A 20,013-nucleotide genomic window follows, 5' to 3' on the forward strand; every position below is an offset into this window, starting at 1 on the left:
AGGCCGTCCGAACGGCCCGGCGCACCGCTGGAGGCGGGCTACTCGTCGAGCTGGTCGCGGAGTTCAACGAGGAACGCCCGGAGCGCTTTCAGGTCGTCCTCGATGTCGTCGCCTCCCTCCGCCCCGGCGTCCTGGCGTGCAATGGCCTGCCGCGCCCCCTCGATCGTGTACTTTTCGTCCTTCAAGAGGTGACGAATGCGCTCGACCGTTTCCACGTCGTCCTGGGTGTAGACCCGCCGCCCGGCCCGGTTCTTTCGGGGACTCAAGACCTCGAACTCCTGCTCCCAGTACCGGAGGACGTGGGGCTCCTGGTCGACAATTTCGCCAACCTCCCCGATCGAGTAGTAGAGCTTCTCGATTTCGTCCTCGGGCATGGGTGTAACTGACCGGCAGATAGGGCGTGGGCAAAAGGCGTGTGGATCCGTACGACGCTGGGCCGTCACCGTTCGGGAGACGCCCCGTCGGACCGATTCTCGACGGCGGGCTACGCCCCGACGAGCTCGAAGGTGGAGCCGACGGAGGGATCTTTCTCGACCTCAATGCGCACCGGAAAGGCCCGCTTGAGCCGTTCGAGGTGCGTGATGACGAGGATCTTAGCGAAGTCCTCGCGGATCGCCTGAATGGCCTCCACGAGCCGCTCGATGCCGGCTTCGTCCTGCGTGCCGAACCCCTCGTCGATCACGAGGGTGCGCACCCGTACGCCGCTGCGCTCGGCCAGCAGTTGCGCCAGCGCGACGCGGAGGGCAAAGTTGACCCGGAAGCTCTCGCCGCCCGAGTACGTCTCGTAGGGGCGGGGTGCGCCGTGCTCGTCGGTGATGATGATTTCGAGCGTTTCTTTGGTGCCTCCGCTTTTCTTCTCTTTGAGGGTGTCGAGCCGCACGTGCATCCGGCCGTCGGTGAGCCGATCCAGGATGCGGTTTGCGCGCTCCTCGATGTCGGGAAGCGTCTCTTCGATGATGAGCGACGGGATGCCGTTCTTCCCAAAGGCGGCCCGGAGGTGCTTGTACCGCTGGCGGTCGGCGGCGGCGTCTTGGCGCTCTTCTCGGGCCGCCTCCAAGGCCTCCTGGTCCGCCGCGGCCTGCTCCAGTTGCGCGTCCAGCTTGCCGAGGCGCTGCTGCAGGTCGGTGAGCGTCTCTTCTTCGGCCTCTACCTGCTCCGACACGTCCTCCTGCTCGGCGACCACCTCCGGCTTGTCCTCCAGTGCCGACTCGCACTCCGCGAGGCGCTCTTCCAGTTCCTTCTTCTCCCCCTCCGCGTCCTCAATTCGCTCCTGAATCCGCGCCCGCTGCTCCGTCCACTCGGTGCGGTTTTCCTGAGCGTTGACGAGCGCGTTGTGGCGGTCCGGCACGTCGCTCAACGCCTGCAGGCGCTCTCGGATTTCCTGAAAGCGGTCCGGGTCGAACTCCAGGGCGTCGATCTTCGCCTGCAGATCCTCCATGTCTTCTTGTACGTCCTCGGCCACACGGTTCTCGTCCAAAGCCGTCCGGAGCTGCTCGATCTTCTCGTCCCGCTCATCCCGTTTCTGCGCCAGCTCCTCCCGTCGTGCGGCTGCGCGCTCAATCTCGCCCAGCCGATCCGCGTACCGGTCGAATTGGGCCGCCCGGTTCTGCAGCGCCTCGAAGGCTTCCGCGTCGACCTCCGTCTCCGCGAGGCGCTGCTTGCAGGCCTGCCACTGCCGCCGCGCGGACTCGGCGTAGCGCCCCTCCGTGAGGCGCTGATCAAGGCGTTCGGCCTTTTCGCGGTGGGCCGCAAGCGCCTCCGCCGTCTCCTCCAGCGCCCGCTTCTGCTCCTGGGCCGTCGCGAGGGCCTCCCCGACGTCGTCCAGCGCCTCGCGTTTGTCCTGAAGCTGACGGTAGGTCCGCCGCAGTTCGGCCCGTCGCTCTTTTTCTTCATCGAGTTGTGCCCGGGCCGACTCGATGGCCGTGTCGAGCTCATCGATGTGGGACCGGAGCGTGGCCTCCGCCTCCTCCCGGTGGGCGTCGGTCAGCTCGGTGCCACAGGTCGGGCACACGTCCCCATCGGCCTCTCGAAACCGCCGCAACTCCTCGACCTCCCGCTCGCGTTCGTCCCGCAGCGCCTCCAGCTGCCCCGCCTGCTCCTGGACGGCCTGGGACCGGGCCGTCCCGTCGTCTTCGATCTCGGCCATGCGCTCGTCCAGGGCCGCCCGCGTCTCCTGCTTCGAGCGAAGCGCATCGATCCGTGCCTCGATCTGCTCCCTCCGTTCCAGCGCCTCCGCCTCCTCTTCGATTTGGGCCCGGAGGGTCTCAATCTCGCCCCGAAGCTGCTGCCGTGCCCCCACGATGGCCTCCCGCGCCTCGGCCTTCCGCTGCTCCAGCCGATCCCGACGCCGGCGCACCCGCTTCCGCTCCGGCACCTGCTGCCGGGCCGCCTGGGCGCGCCGCAGGCGCGTCTCCACCTCCGCCCGCTGCGCGAGGGTCTCCCGGCAGTCGTCCAGCGACTCTTCGATCCCGGCCCGCTCGGCCCTCAGTCGCTCCAGGCGACGCTCGACGTCGTTGCGCCGCTCCTGAAGGGACGACGACATGTCGTCCAACTTCTGTCTAAGGGTCCGGTGGCGTTCGCGCGTGTCTTCGAGGGCGTCCCGCTCCGCGACGAGGGACTGATGTTCGTCGTACGCCTCCTCGATGGCCGTGCGGTCCTCCAGGAGCGCCTCGGCCTCCTCGATGCGCGCCGTCAGGGCCTCGATCTCGTCGCGGTGCTCCTCGATCCGGTCGTCCAGGCTGGCCATCGACTCGCGAATCGACTCGGCCTCCCGGGCCGTTGCCTCCAAATTGGCCCGCTTCTGGGTCAGCGCCTTCTCCCGGTCACGGAGGTCGGAGAGGGCCTCCGTCTGCGCCTTGATGTCCGCCTGCACCGCCGCCCGCTCCGCCTCCCAGTCCGGCACGTCCTCCAGGGCGGCCTCCAGGCGCTCCACCTCCGCCGCGGCGCGCTGCTGCCGCTCCTTCGCTTCGCGCCAGTGGTCGCGCGCCTCGTCTTCGAGCGCCTCGTACCGGCCAAGGTTGAGGATGCGGGTGAGGATCTCCTTGCGCTGGCTGGGCCGCTTCTGCGTAAACTCGTCGGAGCGGCCCTGCAGCAAAAAGGCCGAGTTGATGAACGTGTCGTAGTCCAGCCCCAGCGTGTCCTCGATCCGGGCCTGCGTCTCGCGCTGGGTCGCCCCCGTGAGGGGGCGGTAGCCCTCGCCGGCGGCGTCGCGGAGCTGGAACTCGAGGTCGGACGACGTGGTCTTGCCCGTCTCCGATCGAGAGAAGGAGCGGACCACCCGGTAGCGCGTGTCCTCAAGGTCGAAGGTAAACGCCACCCGCATGTGCCGGGTCCCAATTCGGATGAGCTCTTCGTCCGGCTTGCGACGGCCGCTCGACTTGCGCGCCGCCCCCCAGACGGCCCACGTCATTGCGTCGAGGAGGGCCGACTTGCCCTCTCCATTGCCGCCGGACAGGCAGGCCACGTCGAAGTGATCGAACTCGAGGGGTGGGGCCTCCGTGCCGTAGCTCAGGAAGTTTTTCAGTTCCAAGCGGACCGGGACCATTCGGGGGACAAGCGCGGGGGAGAAGACGAAACGCCAGTGGGACTACGGGAAATTCCCGATGCGCCCGCGCTGTTTCCAGAACGCGCCGTCTCACCGAAATTCTACGGGCGTTACGATCACGGTCGCGTCCACCACGTCGGTCAGGTCCCGGTCTCGGAGGCGGTCGTTGAGCTGCGCCTCCGCGGCGGCGGCAATCCGCGCCCGCTCCGGGGCGTCCAGGGCATCGTCCGCCGCCGCCAGGGCGGAGCGGTCAGCCTCCACGTTCAGGTCGGCCTCCACCCGCTGGCGCGGCGCCCCCGGCACCCGCTCCCGAACAAGATTCAGGTCGACGCTGAGCGTGCAGTCTTCCGCGCCCGCACCGTCCAAAATCTCGCGGGCCGTATCTTCGATCGCACGCTGCAGGTCCCCTGCGAGCTCCGGGCGCAGGCGCCCATTCTCCTGCACGAGGCCGCGGATGGTGTCAAGCTCAACGTCCCCGACAATGTGAAGGTCGATCGAGATGTCGCTGCCAAGAACGGGCATAGGAACGAGCAAAGTTAGTGAGCCCACGCGTGTGAACGAACTGGTGCCGTCAATAGCACAACCCTCATTCCCTTTCTTCTCCAAGGCCCCCACGCGCCCCAGCGCACATCACTGAATCCCGGATTGGAGGCCCGAGCGGGCGTTCCCCGAATCGGACGACTCCGGAACCGCGTCCATGCGGGACCGCACCTGTCGGCCCAGCTGGTCGGCCGCCCGTTTGGCCGCAGGAAACCAGGATTCGGTCGCCTCGATCGTCCTGGGCAGAAGCTGCGCAACCGGGCGGTAGAGGGCCGAGTCGGTCCGCGTCTCCTTCTCCGGAAGCTCCAGGCCGGCGAGGACCAGAAACAGCAGGCTCAGGAGCAACGCCGCCTTTGCTCCCCCAACCGCCCCTCCGGCCGCCCGGTTGAGGAACGAGAGGGACAGGGTGTCAAACAGCTGCTCCAGGAGCCGGGCCAGGACCAGAAACAGGAGGTAGACCCCCAAGAACAGCACCGTGAAACCAGCGAGCGGCGCGACCGACTCGGCGAGGCCCAGGCTCTTTACGATGAGTGCCCCCACCGCCCCCATAAACTCCACGGAAAAGAGAAGCGCGGCCACGAGCCCAAGGAGGCTCGCCGCCTGACGCACGGCCCCCACCAAGTACCCGCGGATGAGCCCCGCGAGGAGCATGACGAGGATAAACCAGTCGAGCACAGTCAGCATGGCAACACCGCCGGTGATCTGGAGACAGGAACCTACCCGAAAAGATGAAGAAGAGATGCAATCATGTAAAGCGGCCCGCCGGAATAAGGTTCACGGCGGAGGAGGACAGCCTCGTGACGCGGAGAGAGGCCCCGACTGATTCCTCCGGAAGCCGCGTCAATCCGAGAGGCGATCCTGTACCATCTCCCGCACCCGGTTGCCGTCCACCCGGCCGCGCAACTCGTCCATGGCACGCCCCATGACGGGCCCCATGTCGGCCATCGAGGTGGCGCCCACGTCGTCGATGATTGCATCAAGGCGCTCGGCCAGCTCCTCGTCGCTCAGCCGGTCCGGCAGGTAGTCTTCGAGCACCTCAATCTCCTCCCGCTCTTTCTGCGCCAGGTCGTCGCGGTCCGCCTCCTCGTACTGTTCGATCGAGTCGCGGCGCTGCTTCACCTGCTTCTGGACGACGGCCAGCTCCTCTTGACCTTCAAGGCTGGAATCGGCCCCCGCCCGTCGCTTCGCAATCTCCTTGTTGGCGAGGGCCGCCCGGAGGGATCGGAGGGCACGCCGGCGCACGTCGTCCTGCGCCTTCATGGCGTCGGTGAGGTCCTGCTTTACGCGGTCGAGAATGGAGTCGGACATGATGTGCGGTTGGGAATGACGGGGAGGTGGTGAGAGTGAGGGGCAGTGACGGGCCGGGAACACGCTCAGCGCCGCTGCGGGTCACCGGTCCGGTGTGTTCGTCGTCGAAGAATTCGTCGTCGAAGAAGCAGTGTCGGAGGACGATAGGTGGGTGTCGACCCACGCCCGGGCCCGACGGCGCACCGCCTGGGCATCGTCTGCCTGCAGCACGTCACGGGCGAGGTCTTTGGCCGCGTCGTACCCGGTTGCCCGGACGATTCGGCGCACGGCGGGCAGCGACGGGGGCGCGACGCTCAGGGTGTCGACGCCGAGGCCCAGCAGCACCGGCACCGCCTGCACGTCACCCGCGATTTCCCCACAGACCTCCACCGGGCAGCCGGACATCCGGCCCGCCTCGACGACGCGCAGGATCAACCCGAGGACGGCGGGGTGCAGCGCGTCGTGCCGCGCCGCGAGCTGTTCGTTGGCCCGGTCCACCGCCAGGACGTACTGGGTCAGATCGTTCGTGCCGATGGAGAAAAAGTCCACCAACTCGGTGAAGGCGGGCGCCTGCAGGGCCATGGCGGGCACCTCCACCATGGCGCCGAGGGGCACGTTCGCATCGTGGGGCACGCCGTTCTCCGTGAGGCGGGTGCTCTCCTCGTCCAGAATCCGCCGCACGCGCCGCACCTCCGCCCCGTCCGTCACCATCGGCAGCAGAATCCGGAGAGGGCCCTCACGGTTCGCCCGCAGGAGGGCCCGCAGTTGGGGGCGCAAGAGCTCGTCGGGCCGGTCCAGGAGCACCCGGAGTCCCCGCCGGCCGAGGACGGGATGGCCTTCGTGCGCTTCGGCAGCCCCCTGGGACCGCCGGTCGTCGCCCCCCACGTCCAGGAGACGAATCGTGGCCCCTCCCTCGCCGGCGGCCTCGATGGCCTGCCGGTACGCCTCCACCTGCCGCTCCTCATCGACCGAGCGCGGGTCGCCGTCGGCCCGCAAAAACAGTTCGGTGCGCAGAAGCCCGATGCCGTCCGGCGGGGCGGGCCGGAGCGGGTCGAGTTCGGCCTCCAGCCCAACGTTGGCCCGCAGGGTGACGGCATGGCCGTCGGTCGTCCGGAGGGGGCCCTCGGGCGCGCGCTCCCGTTCCGCCGTCGGGGACGGCGCGTCGGCCGCTCGCTTTCGATATTCCTCCTCGGTGGACGGGTCGGGGCGGGCAATCAGACGCCCCTCGTCCCCGTCGACGACGACGCGGTCTCCCGCCGAGACGGCCGCCAGCGCCTCTCCGGCCCCAACGAGGAGAGGCACCCCGAGCGCCTGGGCGACAATGGCGGTGTGCGAGGTGGGCCCGCCGCGGGCCGTGACGCCCCCCAGAAGGTTGTGGCGTCGGAGGCGAAGCAGGTCGCTGGCGGTCAGGTCCTGGGCCACCACCACCGAATGCCCGTCGATGTGGGCCGCGGCGGCCCCGCGCCGGAGCGCCCGCAGGAGGCGGCGCTCAAACGCCAGGAGGTCGTCGGCCCCGGTGCGCAGGTGCGCGTCCTCGCTGTCTTCGAGTCGTTCGCGGTGGGCCGACAGCACCGCCTGCACCGCCGCCCCCGCCGGCTCGTTCGCGTCTCGAATGCGCTGCCGAATGGCCTCCAGGACGTCCTCGTCGCCCAGCATGAGGGCCTGCGCCTCAAAAATGGCGTCGGCATCCGGCACCAGGGCGTCCGGCGCCCACACGCGGTCGGCCTCCAGCCCCTGCTCGGCCCGCTGCACGGCGTTGGCCAGGCGCTCCAGTTCCGCGTCCACCGCGTCCGGCGCGATGGCGTCGCGCCGGGCGGTCGGGGCGGCGGCCTCGTACCGGTACGCGGTGCCCAGGACCACGCCGGGCGCCGCACCGGTGCCCTCGATGACCAGTTCGTCGTCGGATGTGGATTCCGGGGGCGGTTCTTCCATGGCGTGAATGGCTGGCAATGGCGGCCTGCGCTGCGTCCGGCCTGGCGTCTCGAACAGGCCGGGCTAGATCTCTTCTCCGAATCCGTCCGCAAAAAGCGCCTCGATCGCGTCGGCGGCCTCGGCCTCGTCCGCCCCTTCCACCACGAGCGTGAGCGTCGCCCCCTGCTCGGCGGCCAGGGTCATGACCCCAATGACGCTCTTTCCGTTGATTTCGTAGTTGTCGCGCCGCAGGTAGACCTCCGCCTCAAACTGGGACGCGGTCTTGACGAGCATCGACGCCGGCCGCGTGTGCAGGCCGGCCCGGTTGCGGATGGTGACCTCGCGTTCAATCATGGGGCGTGAGGGGCGGGACGACGGCGGACGATCCGCTTGTCGGGGTGCATTCCGGACCCGCGGCACAACTCCGGGCCCCGGGGCGGCGGCAGGGGTCAATGCCCGCGCGCCTGCAGACGGTCGAGGAGCCAGTGGAGCGTCTCCGCCGCGGCCGTCTCCGGCAGGAGGTGCAAATGATCGTGGGCCTTCTCCGTGTACGTGTGGACCGCCTCGCGGGCCTCTTCGAAGATGCCCAGGTCCGCCATCCGCTCGCGGGCCTCCGGCACATCGTCTCTCGGGAGCCCCCCGTCGGTCACGAGGCGGGCGAACCAATCGTGTTCGGCCCCTTCGGCCCGCTCCAGGGCCCGCAGGGTGAGGAACGTCTTTTTGCCCTGCACGAGGTCCCCCCCCACCCCGCGTCCCCAGGCCTCATCGTCGGCGGTGAGGTCGAGCAGGTCGTCCTGGATCTGGAAGGCCCGCCCCACCAGCCGGCCGGCCGTGCCGAGGCGATCGCGCTCGGGCGACGGGGCCCCTCCGATGACGCTTCCCAGCTCGAACGCAGCCGAGAGAAGCGCCCCAGTCTTGCGGTCGATCATGTCCAGGTACGCCTCCACCGTCACCGCGTCGTCGGTCTCGAACGACGCGTCGAGGGCCTGGCCGGCACAGAGCCGCTCCACCATCGGGTGGTACACCGCGTAGAGGGCCTCCGCGTCCGTTCCCTCCACCTGGCCCAGCAGGTCGTAGGAGAGGCCCATCATGAGGTCCCCCGCCAGGATTGCCGTGCCGGGGTTCCACTTCGCATGCACGGTTGCGCCCCCGCGTCGCTCGTCGTCCTCGTCCATCAGGTCGTCGTGGACGAGCGTGAAGTTGTGAAACACCTCCACGGCGAGGGCGGCCGGCAGCGCCCGGTCGACGGACGTGCCGTACGACTGGGCCACCAGGAGGAGCAGGACGGGACGCACGCGCTTCCCGCCGGCCCGCAGCACGTGCTCCACGGCGTCGTAGAGCGAGGCGGGCGACCGCCCGTCCACGACCGCCGGGAGGGCCTCATCGATGCGCGCCCGCAGCGCCGCCACACGCTCGTCGGACGACACGCTTTGCGTGGAGGAAGCCATCGGGGAGTTGGGATCGGCCAACGGACTCAACAATTGTGCTCGGTGCGGCCCCTAACGTTCGAGGGCGTCCAGCGCCTCCTCGATGCGGCCGAAGACCTCTTCGATGCCTCCGGTCCCGTCGACCGGGACGAGCAGGTCCCGCTCCTCGTAGTACGTGGCCAGCGGCGCGGTTTCCTCGCGGTACACGTCGAGCCGGTTCTGAATGGTCTCGGGCTCGTCGTCGGAGCGTTGAACGATAAGGTCCGGGTCCACGTCCTCGGGGGGCGGGTCGTGGTCGAGGTGATACGTTTCCCCCGTTTCCTCGTGCACCCGGCGCCGGCTCAGCCGACGCACGAGCACGTCGTCGGGCACCTTCATGCTGAGGACGCCGTCGAGGGGCGTCTCGTTCGACGCCAAAAACTCGGTCAGCCACTCCGCCTGCTGGTCGGTGCGCGGGTAGCCGTCGAGCATGAAGTCGTCGTGGCCCTCGTCGGCAATGGCCTGCTCGGCGAGATCCCGGACCAGCGCGTCCGGCACCAGCTCCCCCGCGTCGATGTAGGACTTTGCCTTTTGGCCGAGCTCGGTCTCCTGCGCCATAGCCTCCCGGAGGATGTCTCCGGTCGAGATTTGGGTGATTCCGTGGCGCTCTTCGAGCAGCCCGGCCTGCGTGCCTTTTCCGGCACCCGGCGGGCCAAAAATGATCAGTCGCATGTGTGTCGGTCGGTCGTACAAAAAAGAGTGGTCGGATGGGAGCTGCTGGCACGGCCTCTATTCGAAGAGGTCGTCCCCCAGGCCCTCTACGTCGGGGTCGTCGAGCCAGGAGAGGATTTGGTCGCGGATCACCTCGCGGGCCACGAGGCGCACCACGAACCCGAGGGTGTCGCCCAACACACTTCCGCCGGAGCGACTCGCCTCGGACGCGTCCGCCCCGTCGCCCCGGTACACCACGAGGGGGGCGCGCCCTCGCAGGGCCTTTTCTACCGCCTCCCCCGGCGTATCACCCGTCGCCATCGCCTCCTCCACCTCCGTACGGAGCGCGTCGATGTACTGGTCGAGCAGCTCCGCGTGCTCGGGCCGCCGCGAGCGGCCGCCCCCGACGAGGGCCCCCACCGCCACGCCGGCCGCCAGCATCCCGCCGACGCTTTTCAGCGGGTTCTGGACAACCCAGTCGCGCAGCGACGACCCGGTGGTCGACACCTCATCTTGCAGCGAGTCGAAGCGATCGGCCATGGCGTCCGCCGTCTCGCGGAGGCGTTCCTCCACGTCCGCTCTGGTTGAATCCGAGTCCATAGGGCAGAAAGGGTCGTAGAACAGAGTAACCGAAAGGGCCTGGGGGCCGGATCCCGACTACGCCTTCACGTCGGGCGCGGACGCTTGCGCCTCGGCGCCGTCCGCCTCGTCGACCGCGGCCGAGGCGGGGCGGGACGACGGGCCCTCGTCCGACGCGGCCCGCTCTCCCCGAAGGGACTCGAACAGGTTGGAGGGCGGCATCAGGGCCGGCTTCGTCACGCGGAGGGTCACGATGATTAGGATGAGCGCCACCGAGACCGCGAGGAACCCCCAGAACGGGTGCCCGAGCAGCCACCCCACCCCCAGCGCTACGGTCGTCAACGAGAAGAACGCGGCGAAGAAGGCAAAGACGGCGACCGTGAGCCCGAGGGCCAGGTCGTTCTTGAACGCGTCGAGCCGCTCCTCCATCTCCAGGATCGCGAGGTCGACCCGCAGGTCAATCCACTCCCGGAGGTCCGCAAAAAGCCCCTGCGTGTGGGACGCGATGCGACTCACCTTGCCGCCGTCGGGGGACTCCTCCACGGGGCGTTCGGCATTCGGGGCCGACGGGCGGTCGTCGAGGGACTCCATGGCCGGACGAGGAACGTGACGTTGAAAGGATGGAGAATGGTAAGATACTATATTCTGCGGAGGACGCAAGTGAATTCACCGTACAACCCCGGCGCTCGTTCCCCCGTGAACTCGTCCGTACGGCCCGCGTTTTGCGACGCCCAACACGGTTCGTTCTCCCTTTCCACTGCCCCCGATCCCGAAGCGCCCATGGCCACCACGCAGGCGGAGTCGACCCCCAATCCGAACAGCCTCAAATTCACGACGGACGACGGCCCCTTTCTCAGCGGGGGCGTGGCCGCGTACTCCTCGGCGGACGAGGCCGCAGAGGATCCCCTGGCCCGTCGCCTCTTCGGCGTGTCGGGGGTGGACGACGTGTTCATCACCCCCCAGTTCGTCACCGTCTCGAAGGCCCCGTCCGTCGACTGGGGCAGCGTGAAGCCGGACGTGGAGACGATCCTGGCCGAGCACCTGGAGGCGGCGTAGCGTCAGCGCAGGGCCCGCAAGAAGGTGGCGACGGCCTGCCCCCCTTCGTCCGCGAGGGGCGGAAGGTGAAGGTCGCCCGGCGTGCGGAGCGGCCAGGAGTCGGGCAGCTGGTCGTGCAGCGGCTCACGGGCCACGACCGCGCCGAGCTCCGTCCGGTGGGCGTCGATCCAGTCGCCGACCGCGTCGAGGCCCGCGTACTCCGTCCACCGGAGGTGCCCCTCAGGGCTCGGCTCCGTCGGCTCGCCCCGGCTCACGAGAAACTCAAGGCCCTCGGCGAAGGCCCGCGGCTCGTCCCGGGCCTCCAGGAACGCCTTCTGCATCTGGAGGGCGCCCGGTGTATCCTCGTGCGCCGGGAAGACGCCGCGGAAGCGCGCCATCGCTTCGAGGTACGCGTCCGGCGACAGGTCGGTGGGGGCCCACAGGAGCGCGAGCCGCCGGTGCCCGCCGCCCTCGTAGAGCAGCGCGTCCTCCGCCAGTCCGCCCTGGGCCTCGTCGCCCTCGTGCCCGTCGAGGACGGCCACGGCCCGCTGGGAGGGGCGCACGAGCCGACGATCCGCCGGGATGCCGTGGTCGTCGCACGCCTCGCGGATCGCGCCGGCGTCGTCTCGGGCCGGCTGCGCCGTGACCGCGGCGGCGCGGTCGAAGAGTGCCTCTTTCTCCACAAACGTCGCGTCGATGCCGTCGGCCCGGTCCGTCACGGCCCGCGCAAATGCGGGGAGTAGGGCGGGCGAGGCGTCGGGCGCGTGCCCGAGATACGTGTGCCCCTCGGCCCACACCGCCACGGCGTCCCGGAGCCCCACGAGGGGGCCGGACGGGCCGTGCACGACGCCCACCGTCGCCTGCGCCGCCGGCCCCCCGTCGCCGAGCCAGTCGACAAGGGCCTCGGGCGTGAGGCGCTGCATCCACCGGTTGAGGGCGTAGTCGAGCGCCTCTTCGGTCCAGCGGTTGGGCGCCTCCAGGGTGTCGGCGACGGCCGTTTCGCGCGGCGGATGGTCCGGCTCCCGCCAGTCCGCGGCGGCGTCGGCAATGGCGTCGATGCGGGCTTGTTTTGAGCTCACGTACAGACAGGGGGGGGGGGAGACATGAAACGCGTGTTTCTGCGCCCTGCACGGGCACCCCGGCACGGGTTGTTCCTCCTTCACGTCCTCCACACGTCGTCCCCCATGCCCCGCCCCGAATCACCGGCGGCCCCCTTCCGTAGGACCGGACGGAGTGTCACTGTCCTCCCGCGACTTCCGACTGCCCATGCGCCAGTTCGACGTTCCCACATTCTACAAAAGCCCCATCATCTCGACGGTCACGGACGCGCGGCAGGCCACCGACCCGCGCAAGAAGGACCTGTCCCCCTCGGTGATCGACTTCGGGCCGGTGCGCTTTAAAATCGCGCGGCACTTTGGCTTCTGCTTCGGCGTGGAGCAGGCGATCGAGATCGCGTACGAGGCGCTGGAGGAGAACCCCGACAAACGGATCTTCCTCCTCTCGGAGATGATCCACAACCCGCACGTAAACGAGGACCTGCGGGACCGGGGGATCCAGTTCCTGCGCACCACGCAGGGGGAGCAGCTCATCCCGTTCGACGAGCTCACGCCCGACGACGTGGTCATCATCCCCGCCTTCGGCACCACGCTGGAGGTGGAGCAGAAACTCGAAGAGATTGGGGTGGACACGGAGGCCTACGACACCACCTGCCCGTTCGTCGAAAAGGTGTGGCGCAAGAGCTCCCAGATCGGGGACGACGACCACTCGATCGTGGTCCACGGCAAGCGGTACCACGAGGAGACACGCGCCACGTTCTCCCACGCCAAGGAGGAAGGCCCCGTGGTCGTCGTGCGGGACATGGAGGAGGCCGAAGAACTGGCGAAGGTGATCCGGGGCGAGAAGGACGCCGACTTCTTCTACGACTACTTCGAGGACAAGTACTCGGAGGACTTTGACCCGGAGCGGGACCTGCAGAAGCTGGGCGTGGTCAACCAGACGACCATGCTGGCGGAGGAGACCGCCGCCATCGCCGACCTGATGCGCGACGCCATGCGGGAGCGCTACGGCGAGGCCCACGTCGAGGAGCGCTTCGCCGACACGAGCGACACGCTCTGCTACGCCACCAACGAAAACCAGAACGCCACGCAGGCGCTCATCGAGGACGGGGCCGACCTCGGCATCGTTGTCGGCGGCTACAACTCCTCGAACACGAGCCACCTCGTGGAGCTCTGCGAGGAGCACATGCCCACCTACTTTATCCGGGACGCAAGTGAGTTTGACGCCCCGTCGGAGATTCATCACTTCGACGTCCACGCGAAGGAGGAGGTCGCGACGGACGACTGGTTCCCCGCCGAGGACACGCCGGTCGACGTGCTGCTCACCTCCGGGGCCTCCTGCCCCGACGCCCTGCTCGACGAGGTCGTCCGCAAAATCATCAGCTGGTTCCCGGACGCCCGTCCCGTGGAGGAGGCCATCGCCCCCTTCAAGGAAGAACTGGAGGACGAGTAGTGCGTCCCCGTAACCGCCGCGCTGGATGACCGACGTCCCCGGGGGAGACCGCGGTCGCCCTTCCTCCCCTTGCCCCTCCCTTTCCTCTACGCATGTCCTGGTACGAAGAATGGTTCTGGAGCGACGCGTACACCCGCGTCTACGACCACCGAGACGACGCGGAGGCCGAGCAGCTGGTCGACCTGATTGAGCACGAGATCGCCCCGGCCTCGGGGGCCCACATCCTGGACATCGGCTGCGGCCGGGGCCGGCACGCCCGGGCCCTCGTCCGGCGCGGCTGGCAGGTCACCGGCCTCGACCTCTCGGAGGACGCCGTCGCCGCGGCGCGCTCGCGGGTGGCCGACGACGACCTGGACGTACGGGCCTCCTTCCGGGTGGGCGACATGCGCACCCCGGTGTGCGACGGGTGCGCGGACGGCGTCGTCAACCTGTTCACGTCCTTCGGCTACTTCGACGCGGACGCCGAGAACGAGCGTGCCCTCGCGGCCATGGCGACGGCCCTGCGGCCCGGCGGGTGGTTTCTCCAGGACTTCCTGAACGCCCCTCAGGTCGCCGAGTCGCTGGGGGCCTCCGTGTACGAGACCGAGGACGGCCGCACCATCCACCAGGACCGCTGGATCGAGGACGGCCGGGTCAACAAGAAGATCACCGTCCGCCAGAACGGCCACACGGAGACCTTTCAGGAGAGCGTGCGCCTATACACCCGGTCCGACCTCACGGCGATGTACGAACGGGTGGGCCTGGAGGTCGTGGCCCTGTTTGGGGACTACGACGGAGGGAACTACGTGCCCGACGAGAGCCCGCGCCTCCTGCTCCATGCCGTGCGCCCGACGTGACCGGCCGAGTGGGGGCCGGGTCGGGGGACGCGGTGCCCGTTTCGTGAAACGTCCGGCCGGCGCCCCTGGACATGCGGTCTCTTTTCTTGTATTCTCTGCCCCCCTGGCGCCGAAAACCTTACGGAACACCCGCCTCGTTTTCTTTCAACCCTCGCCCATCGCAAGGTCACACCGCCCATGGACACTGCGCTCACCTACGCCGACAGCCACGCCGACCGGTTCGTCAGTGAGCTCGAAGAGCTTCTGCGCATCCCGTCGGTCAGCACCGACTCCGCCTACGACGACGAGGTGGAACGGGCCGCCGAGTGGCTCGCCGACCACTTCGACGGCATCGGGATGGAGCACACCGAGATCATCGAGACCGACGGCCACCCCCTCGTCTACGCCGAGCACATCACCGCCCCCGACAAGCCGACCGTCGTCGTGTACGGCCACTACGACGTGCAGCCGCCCGACCCGCTGGAGGAGTGGTCCACCGACCCGTTCGATCCGATCCGGCACGACGGCGCCCTGTACGCCCGCGGCGCGTGCGACGACAAGGGCCAAATGTTCATGCACGCCAAGGCCGCCGAGGCGTACCTGTCGGCCGAGGGCGACCTTCCGGTCAACCTCAAGTACATCATCGAGGGCGAAGAGGAAACCGGCTCGATGGCAATCGAGACGTACGTCCGCGAGCAGGGGGAGCGGCTCGACGGCGACGTCGTCCTCGTCTCGGACACGGCCATGTTCTCGCCGGAGACGCCGTCGATCACGTACGGCCTGCGCGGGCTGGCCTACGCCGAGATCACCCTGGAGGGCCCGAACCGGGACCTTCACTCCGGCAACTACGGCGGCGCCGTGGACAACCCGGCCAACGCGCTCAGTCGCCTCGTTGCCGGCCTGCACGACGACGACCACCGCATCGCCATCCCCAGGTTTTACGAGGACGTGCGCGACCTGACGGCGGCCGAGCGCGAGACCTACGCCGCCCTTCCGTTCGACGAGGCGGCCTGGCAGGACGCCATCGGCATCGACGACGTGCGGACCGAGGGCGACTACACGACGCTCGAATGCCTCTCGGCCCGCCCCACGCTCGACGTGAACGGCATCTGGGGCGGCTACACCGGCGAGGGCGCCAAGACGGTGCTCCCGTCGAAGGCCCACGCGAAGATTTCGATGCGCCTCGTGCCCGACCAGCAGCTGGGGGACGTCTACGACAAGCTGGAGGCCCACCTGGAGGCGGAGGTGCCCGACACGATGACCCTCTCGGTGCGGCGGCTGCACGGCGGCGAGCCGGTGCTCGTCGACCCCTCCGCCCCGCCGATGCAGGCCGCCAAGGACGCCATGGGCGAGGTGCGCGGCACCGACCCGGTGTTCGTGCGCAACGGCGGCACGATCCCGGTGGTGGCGGACTTCCAGAACCACCTGGGCCTGGACAGTGTGCTCATGGGCTTTGGGCTCGACTCCGACGCCATCCACTCGCCCGACGAACACTTCGGCCTCGACCGCTTCCACCAGGGAATCCAGGCCATCATCCGGTTCCACGACCACTACGCCGCGATGGCCTGAGCGTCCATCCGGCGGGCGGGCCCGGGGATCGCTCGTGCGGCACGCCGTCAACGGCACAGCGGGCACGGCGTGGGCCCCTGCCTGCCGCCTGGGTGCGTTGTGCGCTCCGGAACCTGACGGCTGGGCTACGAATTGGGGCCTTTCGAAATTGACCGCTTCCCCGCCGCTTTTCTCCAAATAGGCCCCGGCGGGGTCGGCCCCACTCCTGCCCGAGTGGCGGAATCGGCAGACGCGACGGATTCAAAATCCGTTGGTGCTTACGCACCGTGAGGGTTCAAGTCCCTCCTCGGGCACCCCCCTTTTCCCCGAACATCGCCCCTGAGCGTCGTTTGCCGGCGCACACAGGGGCTTTTCTGCCGCTGAGGGCCCCTGCCGGGCGGCCCTCCGGAACGGCCCGTCAGGGCGAAGCCGGATGCGTCCGCGGGAAGCCCCCCGCTCCTCGCGGGAATCGTCCCTGCGGGCGTCGTCACCGCCCCCCGAACCCCGCTCGATGGGTACGACCGCCTGCGTGACATTGCCCGGGGCGTCGGCAAAGCGGACGTCAAAGGGCCCGCTCCGGCTTCCGCCCGCTGGATCAAGACTTCTTCCTGAATCGGCTGTCCGCCCTCCCTCCATTGAAGGGCGTTCCCCTGTCCCAACGAAGACGATGGGGAGGCCCCACTGCCCGGTCGGCGCCCGCCGACCCAACACGGATGGGCTTAATTTTGGCTTTACGAGTCGCCCAAACCTTTCCACGCAACACGGGTAGGACGTGACGACATTTAGGCGGCACTCCCCTCCCGACGCGCCGCCCACTGCGATGGGGTCCCCCTCTGGTGTTCTGCTCTCGATGTCCTCTTCTTCGCCCGTTGCGTCCCCGCCCCCTACGGATGACGACTCCCCTCAGGACCCGCCTCGGCCCCGCACCGCCGGCTCCACCCGCAACATTGTGGTGTCCCTCCTGCTGAGCGCCCTGGTGCTGGCCGCGGTCGGGGCCCTCACCTTCGACGCCGGCGCCTTCGGCCGCCTCCTCCAGCACCTCCGCCCGGAACTGCTGGCCGCGGCCGTCGCCGTCGCCTTCGCCCGCATCGGCCTCGGGGGCTGGCGCCTCAGCCAGGTCTCCGAAGGCCGCCTCTCCCTCCGGAGCGGCACCCGCGGCCAACTGGCCTGGGACTTCTTCTCCAGCGTCACCCCCTCGGTCGTCGGCGGGGGGCCGGTGGCCGCCTTCTACGTGGCCCGCGACGAGGACCTCGCGGTCGGCGAGTCGGCCGCCTTCCTGTTCTTCTGCGTTTTGCTGGACCAGCTCTGGTTCCTGGTCGCCATCCCGCTGCTGGTCCTGGCCACCTTTGCCATCGACCTGCTGCCCAGCGCCGCCGGCGCGGTCGGGGGGTGGAGCCTGCTTGCCTACTTCGGGGGCCTGCTGCTCTGGGCGGGCCTCTACGCCTACGCCACCCTGGTGCGCCCCCGCCTGCTGGTGGCGGTGGCCGACTGGTGCGTCCGGTGGCCCTACCTGCGCCGCTTCCGCGAGACGGTCATGCCGGAGATGCGGGCCTACTTCCGGCGGGCGCGCCACCTCGGGAGCCGCCCCCCCGCCTTCTACGCCTCCGGCTTCGCCCTGACGGCCCTCACCTGGCTTGCCCGCTACGCCCTCGTTTATCTCATCGTCCGCAGCGTCCACGCGGCCGACGGAACGCTTCTCTTTGCCCGCTCGGCGGCGATGATGCTGGTGGGCCTGGTCATGCCCACCCCCGGGGGCTCCGGCGGCCTGGAGGGCCTCTACGCCCTCTTCATCGGCCCGCTGATGCCGGAGGCGCTCCTGGCCCCGACCCTCCTGACCTGGCGCCTGCTGGGCTACTACCTCTTCATCGCGCTCGGGGCCTACCTCTTCCTCCACCAACTGCACCAGCGACGGGCCGACGGGGCCCCCCCGCACTGATTGGCCCGCAGGGGGCATTGGCGGCGGATGGGCCCTAGAGGAGCGCCCAAGCCCCCACGACGAGCATGCTTCCGGCGAGAGTGCTCCACACGGCGTGGTGGCGGACGTTTCCGACCCGTCGGGCGGTCGGGCCCGATTGGGAGTCCGGCCGCACACGGGCCGCGCGGGACAATTCACTGCCCCACCCGCACCGCGGGAGAAAGTCGATGGCCACATGCAGAAACAGCCCCGTGGCGGCGCCAAACACGACGGCGTGGAACGCATCGCTCGTGGGAGGGTCGATCAGCCCAACGGGGACCGCAGCGATGCAGACCGCCGCGGCGGGCGCGAGCAGAAGCAGTACGGAGGCCCCTCGTCGCCGGAGCCGTCGGGCCGCGGCGTACCCGGCCGGGCCCTTGTGGGACACGATGGCAAGACCGAGGACGGCCCCGAGGGCCGGCATCGTCGCGTAAACCGCCCCGATGACGAGACCGGCCCCCAGCGAATGCATCGTCAGCACCCAGACGACCGGAATCGACGCGGCCTCCCCCTCGGACGCTTGGGGGGAAAGGCCGGTATGAATCGCGAACCCACCGACGATTCCGAGCGCGATGCCAAGCCCCCCGCCCCCCCAACGACACGTCGTGCGACACGGCATTTGGCACCAGGAAGAGAGCGGCACTCGTGATCATGGCCCCGCTCGACAGCCCGTACGCCCAGGCCAGACGACGAAGCCGCCGTGCCACTGTCCCCACGACGTGCGTCTCGGCCCGCCGGCCCATCTCTGCCCCCGCCATCATGACAAGAAAGGCTGTCCAGCCGATCGCCAGCAGCTTCATCAGGCCCGCGACGAGGCCGAAGGCCGTCACCAGCCCCATTCCACACGCAATGAGGCCCGTCGTCCATCGGACCGCACGGGGAGAGGGCGTCCGGGTCGAGGTTCGAGAACTCATGGCAGCCGTTGTATTCTGTGTACCGTAGAGAACCAGAGGTCCGCCTACGCCAATGACGGGTGAGTGCCCCACGTCGGGAACGGGTCGGCAACGGCCCCCTCCCCGTCGAGACATGCCTGCTCTTCCTCGACCGTCATGCGGCACGCATCCAGACGATCCCGCAGCTCGGCCTCATCCATGTCGACGCCAATAAAGACGAGTTCCTGCCGCCGGTCGCCGTACTCCTCGTCCCAGCGGTCAGCGATAAGCGCTCGGGTCTGCGGATCGTCCGGCCACTCCTCGTCCGGAAGGGCCGCCCACCAGTAGCCGGTGGGGCGCTGGTCTCGCATCCGTCCCGCCTGCGACAGCTCGCCCACCATGGCGTCGCGCGTGCCGAGCCAGAAGAATCCCTTCGCCCGAACGACACCGGGCCACCGCCCCTGGAAAAAGTCCCAGAAGCGCCGTGGGTGAAATGGCTTCCGTGCCTGATACGTAAAGCTCGTGATGCCGTATTCCGCCGTCTCCGGCACGTGCTCGCCGTCCAGTTCCTTGACCCACCCCGGCATGTTCTGAGCGGCCTCAAAATCGAACGCCTCCGTGCCCATGATCGCGCCGAGATCGACCTCCGAGTGCTGGGTCGGGACGAGCGTCGCCTCCGGGTTCAGCGTCCGAAGCACGTGGGTCAAGAACTGGACCTGCTCGTCGGAGACGAGATCCGTCTTATTGATCAGGATGACGTTCGCGAACTCAACTTGATCGACGAGCAGATCGACCAGGGTCCGCTCGTCGTCCGGCCCGGTCTCTTGCCCCCGATCCGCAAGCAGATCGGTCGAGTTGAAGTCCTCGGTGAACCGGTGCGCATCCACGACCGTCACCATCGTGTCGATTTTTGCGATTTCGGACAGGGTGTGCCCGAACTCGTCGGACAGGTCGAACGTCACGGCCACCGGCATCGGCTCCGAGATGCCGCTCGACTCGATCACCAGGTGGTCGAACCGGCCGTCGTCGGCCAGCGCCTTGACCTCGGCGAGCAGGTCCTCCCGCATCGTGCAGCAGATGCAGCCGTTCGACATTTCCACCAGGCTCTCCTCGGTCTGGACGAGGTCCGACTGTTCGTCGACGAGCGCGGCGTCGATGTTGACCTCGGCCATGTCGTTCACGATGACGGCGATGCGGCGGTCCTCGGCGTTGTGGAGGATGTGCTGGAGAAGTGTCGTCTTGCCGGCGCCGAGGTAGCCGGAGAGAACGGTAACGGGTAGTTTTTCGCTCATTTGCGGAAAAT

Annotated in this window: 19 protein-coding genes and 1 tRNA gene; 6 read left to right on the top strand and 14 right to left on the bottom strand. The window is 68.9% G+C overall.

The features are described from left to right. Nucleotides 1-38 precede the first annotated feature (38 nt). The 11 genes from SRU_RS09835 to SRU_RS09885 all read right to left on the bottom strand — a co-directional run bounded on the left by SRU_RS09835 (nucleotide 39) and on the right by SRU_RS09885 (nucleotide 10,569). Nucleotides 39-374, bottom strand: a complete 336-nt coding sequence (locus SRU_RS09835; protein WP_013062289.1) for a MerR family transcriptional regulator — start codon at nucleotides 372-374, stop codon at nucleotides 39-41. 110 nt (nucleotides 375-484) lie between these two features. Beyond that, a complete protein-coding gene (locus SRU_RS09840; RefSeq protein WP_231847092.1) occupies nucleotides 485-3,529 on the bottom strand; it encodes an SbcC/MukB-like Walker B domain-containing protein in 3,045 nt (1,014 codons plus the stop codon). 105 nt (nucleotides 3,530-3,634) lie between these two features. Then, nucleotides 3,635-4,066 carry a hypothetical protein gene (locus SRU_RS09845; protein ID WP_013062290.1) on the bottom strand — a complete coding sequence of 144 codons (432 nt, stop codon included), beginning with the start codon at nucleotides 4,064-4,066 and terminating at the stop codon, nucleotides 3,635-3,637. 108 nt (nucleotides 4,067-4,174) lie between these two features. Further along, a complete protein-coding gene (locus SRU_RS09850) occupies nucleotides 4,175-4,768 on the bottom strand; it encodes a CvpA family protein (protein WP_013062291.1) in 594 nt (197 codons plus the stop codon). 156 nt (nucleotides 4,769-4,924) lie between these two features. After that, a complete protein-coding gene (locus tag SRU_RS09855; RefSeq protein ID WP_013062292.1) occupies nucleotides 4,925-5,392 on the bottom strand; it encodes a GatB/YqeY domain-containing protein in 468 nt (155 codons plus the stop codon). 81 nt (nucleotides 5,393-5,473) lie between these two features. After that, nucleotides 5,474-7,303: a phosphoenolpyruvate--protein phosphotransferase gene (gene ptsP, locus SRU_RS09860; protein WP_043552431.1), complete on the bottom strand. Its 1,830-nt coding sequence runs from the start codon at nucleotides 7,301-7,303 to the stop codon at nucleotides 5,474-5,476. 63 nt (nucleotides 7,304-7,366) lie between these two features. After that, the gene (locus SRU_RS09865) at nucleotides 7,367-7,636 is read right to left on the bottom strand and encodes an HPr family phosphocarrier protein (RefSeq protein WP_011404610.1); all 270 of its coding nucleotides are present in this window, start codon (nucleotides 7,634-7,636) and stop codon (nucleotides 7,367-7,369) included. Between the two features lie 95 nt (nucleotides 7,637-7,731). Then, the gene (locus SRU_RS09870) at nucleotides 7,732-8,730 is read right to left on the bottom strand and encodes a polyprenyl synthetase family protein (RefSeq protein WP_051010830.1); all 999 of its coding nucleotides are present in this window, start codon (nucleotides 8,728-8,730) and stop codon (nucleotides 7,732-7,734) included. 51 nt (nucleotides 8,731-8,781) lie between these two features. Beyond that, on the bottom strand, nucleotides 8,782-9,420 hold the full coding sequence (locus SRU_RS09875; protein ID WP_011404612.1) for an adenylate kinase: 639 nt from the start codon (nucleotides 9,418-9,420) through the stop codon (nucleotides 8,782-8,784). 57 nt (nucleotides 9,421-9,477) lie between these two features. Beyond that, on the bottom strand, nucleotides 9,478-9,999 hold the full coding sequence (locus SRU_RS09880) for a hypothetical protein (protein WP_011404613.1): 522 nt from the start codon (nucleotides 9,997-9,999) through the stop codon (nucleotides 9,478-9,480). Between the two features lie 57 nt (nucleotides 10,000-10,056). Next, nucleotides 10,057-10,569 carry a phage holin family protein gene (locus tag SRU_RS09885; RefSeq protein ID WP_013062295.1) on the bottom strand — a complete coding sequence of 171 codons (513 nt, stop codon included), beginning with the start codon at nucleotides 10,567-10,569 and terminating at the stop codon, nucleotides 10,057-10,059. 189 nt (nucleotides 10,570-10,758) lie between these two features. Between SRU_RS09885 and SRU_RS15505 the strand changes: the two genes are divergently transcribed. Then, a complete protein-coding gene (locus SRU_RS15505) occupies nucleotides 10,759-11,034 on the top strand; it encodes a NifU N-terminal domain-containing protein (protein ID WP_043552433.1) in 276 nt (91 codons plus the stop codon). Between the two features lie 2 nt (nucleotides 11,035-11,036). On the opposite strand, the gene SRU_RS09895 is transcribed toward SRU_RS15505, so the two are convergent. Then, complete coding sequence (locus SRU_RS09895) at nucleotides 11,037-12,092, bottom strand: hypothetical protein (protein ID WP_231847093.1); 1,056 nt, start codon at nucleotides 12,090-12,092, stop codon at nucleotides 11,037-11,039. Between the two features lie 187 nt (nucleotides 12,093-12,279). Between SRU_RS09895 and SRU_RS09900 the strand changes: the two genes are divergently transcribed. The 5 genes from SRU_RS09900 (at nucleotide 12,280) to SRU_RS09920 (ending at nucleotide 17,820) form a co-directional block, all read left to right on the top strand. Then, nucleotides 12,280-13,521: a 4-hydroxy-3-methylbut-2-enyl diphosphate reductase gene (locus tag SRU_RS09900; RefSeq protein ID WP_011404617.1), complete on the top strand. Its 1,242-nt coding sequence runs from the start codon at nucleotides 12,280-12,282 to the stop codon at nucleotides 13,519-13,521. A 92-nt stretch (nucleotides 13,522-13,613) separates the two neighbouring features. Then, complete coding sequence (locus tag SRU_RS09905) at nucleotides 13,614-14,357, top strand: SAM-dependent methyltransferase (RefSeq protein WP_011404618.1); 744 nt, start codon at nucleotides 13,614-13,616, stop codon at nucleotides 14,355-14,357. Nucleotides 14,358-14,534: 177 nt separating this feature from the next. After that, nucleotides 14,535-15,905 (top strand): dipeptidase, encoded by a 1,371-nt coding sequence (locus tag SRU_RS09910; protein WP_011404619.1) that lies wholly within the window; start codon nucleotides 14,535-14,537, stop codon nucleotides 15,903-15,905. Between the two features lie 207 nt (nucleotides 15,906-16,112). Next, nucleotides 16,113-16,198: transfer RNA gene (locus tag SRU_RS09915), tRNA-Leu, on the top strand. A gap of 536 nt (nucleotides 16,199-16,734) precedes the next feature. Then, on the top strand, nucleotides 16,735-17,820 hold the full coding sequence (locus tag SRU_RS09920; RefSeq protein WP_112905250.1) for a lysylphosphatidylglycerol synthase transmembrane domain-containing protein: 1,086 nt from the start codon (nucleotides 16,735-16,737) through the stop codon (nucleotides 17,818-17,820). A gap of 34 nt (nucleotides 17,821-17,854) precedes the next feature. On the opposite strand, the gene SRU_RS09925 is transcribed toward SRU_RS09920, so the two are convergent. Together SRU_RS09925 and SRU_RS09930 are read right to left on the bottom strand one after the other, a co-directional pair. After that, entirely contained in the window at nucleotides 17,855-18,457 is a 603-nt protein-coding gene (locus SRU_RS09925) for a zinc transporter (RefSeq protein ID WP_112904297.1), read from the bottom strand. 339 nt (nucleotides 18,458-18,796) lie between these two features. Next, nucleotides 18,797-20,002, bottom strand: a complete 1,206-nt coding sequence (locus SRU_RS09930; RefSeq protein WP_043552436.1) for a GTP-binding protein — start codon at nucleotides 20,000-20,002, stop codon at nucleotides 18,797-18,799. Between the last annotated feature and the right edge of the window lie 11 nt (nucleotides 20,003-20,013).

The sequence above is a fragment of the Salinibacter ruber DSM 13855 genome (assembly GCF_000013045.1).
GTDB classification, from domain to species: Bacteria; Bacteroidota; Rhodothermia; order Rhodothermales; family Salinibacteraceae; genus Salinibacter; species Salinibacter ruber.